The 3,271-nt window shown below is 69.4% G+C and carries 4 protein-coding genes; all 4 read left to right on the top strand.

Annotation, left to right across the window (positions count from 1 at the left end):
• Positions 1 to 255 precede the first annotated feature (255 nt).
• Positions 256 to 804, top strand: a complete 549-nt coding sequence (locus AC31A1_RS49040; RefSeq protein ID WP_366491168.1) for a SigE family RNA polymerase sigma factor — start codon at positions 256 to 258, stop codon at positions 802 to 804.
• Positions 804 to 1,634 (top strand): hypothetical protein, encoded by an 831-nt coding sequence (locus AC31A1_RS49035; RefSeq protein WP_489659535.1) that lies wholly within the window; start codon positions 804 to 806, stop codon positions 1,632 to 1,634. Before AC31A1_RS49040 ends, AC31A1_RS49035 begins: the two co-directional genes overlap by 1 nt.
• A gap of 142 nt (positions 1,635 to 1,776) precedes the next feature.
• Entirely contained in the window at positions 1,777 to 2,730 is a 954-nt protein-coding gene (locus tag AC31A1_RS49030; protein ID WP_489659534.1) for a GNAT family N-acetyltransferase, read from the top strand.
• Positions 2,731 to 2,953: 223 nt separating this feature from the next.
• On the top strand, positions 2,954 to 3,271 hold a 318-nt coding region (locus AC31A1_RS49025), incomplete at its 3' end, for a class I SAM-dependent methyltransferase (RefSeq protein WP_489659533.1).

Genomic DNA, 3,271 nt, shown 5'->3' with positions numbered 1-3,271 from the left:
GGAAGGGGGCGGGGCCTGCCGTGGCCGGGGTGAGCGGCGGGAGCGCGAGCGCGGACGGGGATGTCGCGGTGGACGCGGAGGACGCGGCTTCCAGAAGTGCGAAGGGAACGGCCTCCAGAAGTGCTGAGAGCACGGCCTCCAGAAGTGCGGAGGGCACGGCTTCCACGAGTTTCGAGAAGTGAGGCAAGGGTTTTTGAGAAGTGAGGCAACGGTCCGGGCGGCTCATGGACTCCTTTAGACATCTAGGAGGTGCCCATGGGGGATCGCAAGCAGGCTCGGGAGGCTCGGGATGACGGGTTCCAGAGCTTTGTCATCGGCCGCTGGCCGCGGCTGATGCGGACGGCATTTCTTCTGACGGGGGAGCAGCACGCCGCGGAGGATCTGGTCCAGTCGACGCTCGAACAGACCTTTGTGGCCTGGCGCAAGGTCGGCGCGGCCGACGATCCGGAGGCGTACGTACGGCGCGTGATGATCAACGCACACGCACGCAAACACCGCAGACGGCTCAAGGAGTTCCTGGCGCCCAAGGACGACTCGGGCCTGGCGCGCGAGATCGCCGACACCGGTGACCGCATCGCCCAGGCCGAGGACCGCAGCGCCCTGTTGCAGGCACTGGCCCAACTGCCGCCCAGGCAGCGGGAGGCGGTGGTGCTGCGGTACTGGGAAGACCTGACCGAGACACAGACGGCCCAGGCGATGGGCTGCTCGGTCGGCGCGGTGAAGAGCAACGCGGCCAAGGGGATCGCGAAACTCCGCGCCATACCGGGACTCGCCGAGATGGTGACGCAGGGAGGGCGGAAGTGATGAGCGCGGACCAGGAGACGAACCAGACCATGACGGACAGAGACATCGCCCTCCTGCTGGCCGACGCCGCGGACGAGGTCGAGATCGGCATAGCCCCCTACCAGGCGGTGATCCGCGGCGGCCGCCGACGCCGGACCCGCCGCTGGGCACTCGCGACGGCCGCGGCCCTGGTGATCACGGGCACGTCGGGCACGCTCGCGCTGGCCGGCCTGCGCGACGGGAACGGGATCGAGGTGTCACCGGCGGCGACACAGCGGGCGACCGAGCCGTCGACACCCGAGGAGCGGCATGTGTACGCGCCGCAGGAGACCGTCCTCGGCACGGGCGATGTCGGCGGCAAGGAGTGGTGGGTCACCGTCGACGAGTGGGGTGCCCCGCGCGACGAGGGGGAGGCCTGGGCCCAGTTGCAGCGCATGAAGGCGTACGGCGAGGTGCCGGTGGACGTGAGTAAATCGTCCCAACTGGTCGGTAAATCGTCGTTCTTCACACGCCGGAGCATCGGGGACGGGAAGCCGGCCTTCCTCACGCAGAAGTCGGTCGACACGAAGGACGTCATGGCGGGCACCGACCTCGAATCGGTCGCGCTCTCCCTGGACCCGAAGCACACCACCCCGCAGCGCCTGGTGATCGGCCAGGTCGCCAAGACCGCCCAGGAGGTCACGTGCAGCTGGAAGGACGGCAGGTCGACCGTCGCCCGCAGGGTCGCGGAGGGCGCCGACGTCAACAGCGACGAATCGGCGATCCGACCGGCGGCCGGTTCATCGTCCAACTGGTTCGTGTGCATCGGGCCGGAGGGGACGACGTTCGACTCGGTGAAGGTGACGAAGTAGCGCCACGGTAAGTGAACTGGTTCTGAAGCAGGGCGTGTTGGCCCTGACGGTGTTCGGTTCGTGACGCGCGGCGGTGGATGTCGGGTCGGCGCCCCGGAAAACGGTTCGCCGACTTCGCGGGGCTCTGACACGGTGGCGCACTATGACGAACGTCGAGCTTGTCACCGCCGCGGAACTGCGGCTCATGCAGGGGCTGGCGCAGCGAGTCACCGCCGTCCGCCCGGAGCTGGTGAACGCCGAAGCGATGGTCGGCGAGCTGGCCTGGAACTGGGGCAAGGGGCGCGCCGACGAGGACAGGGGCCGGCCGCGTCGGCTGTGGTTCTCCGGCGGGGAACTGGTGGCGTGGGGCTGGGCCCGACTTCCGCACCGGATGCGGCGGAACGACGGGTCGGTCAAGGACATCACCGACGCCTGCCTCACCTATCAGGTCCACCCCGGCCACGCCGGGCTGATCGACGAGGTGATCGACTGGTACGACGGTACGGCGGCGGGCATCGAGCGGACGGTGATGCCCAGCGCCGCGGACGGGTTCGCCCTGAAGCGATGGGCGGCGCACGGCTACGAGACCGACTCGGCCGCGCTCGGCGACACCGGGTCCTGGACCCAGCTCAACGAGCGGGACCTGACGGATGTGGAACAGCCGGTACTTCCGGCCGGGTTCAGGTTCCGCACCGCCGCCGAGGCCGGCCCCGAAGCCGCGGTCCAGGCCCATCTCGACGCGTGGGCTCCCTCGGCATACACGGCCGAGAGCTACGAGGGTGTCCGGCGGGCACCGGGATACCGCGGCGACCTGCACATCCTGGTGGAGGCACCGGACGGAACGATAGCCTCCTCGACGATCATGTGGCTCGACGAGGCGAACAGGACGGCGGAGTTCGAGCCTGTCGGGACGCATCCGGAGTACCGGCGCCTGGGATTGGCAAGGTCGATGCTCCTGCACGGGATGCGCCGGGCACGAGCGGCCGGCGCCACGCACATGACGGTCGCCTGCCTGGGCGCGCCGGGACATCCCCGGGCACGCGGGCTGTACTACGGCCTCGGGTTCAGGGAGCTGTCGCGGGACGCACCGCTCGTCAAGAGGGCGAGTGTGGGCTGAGTTCTTGAAAAGTGTGGCCGGCGTGGCCGGGACTGCCGTCCTGGCGGCCCCTGGGCGGGGTGCCGGCGTGGTTTCACCGCGCCGCCGGGGTGGTGCCCTTTCGGCGTCGACTCCCGCCCGGTACGGGGGAGTTGACGGGGTTCATGTGAGCGTCCCGGATACTTGCTGACCTCGGCTTTCGGTCTGTTCGCTCCTACGATCGGCGCATCTGAGAGGGGGCCGGATGGACCGGACGGATCGGAACCAGCGTGGGCGTGACATTCGTACGGTCGACGATGTACTCCGGCTCCTGGACGGGCTGTTCGCGCCGGAGGCTGATCGTTGGACCTCCGGGGCTGCCTCCTGGTGGGACGGGTTCTATGCCGACCGGGACAAGCCGGTGCCGTTCTTCGTGGCCAAGCCGGACGAGAACCTGGTCGGGTATCTCGACCGGGGGCTGATAGGCGGGGGTGGCCGTGCTCTGGACCTGGGGTGTGGTCCCGGGCGCAACGCCCTTCAACTGGCCGCGTGGGGCTTCGAGGTGGACGGGGTGGATCTGTCG

The sequence above is a fragment of the Streptomyces sp. P5F9 genome, assembly GCF_057961495.1.
Note: the sequence above shows the minus strand (reverse complement) of the source record. Positions and strands in the feature narration are given on the sequence as shown.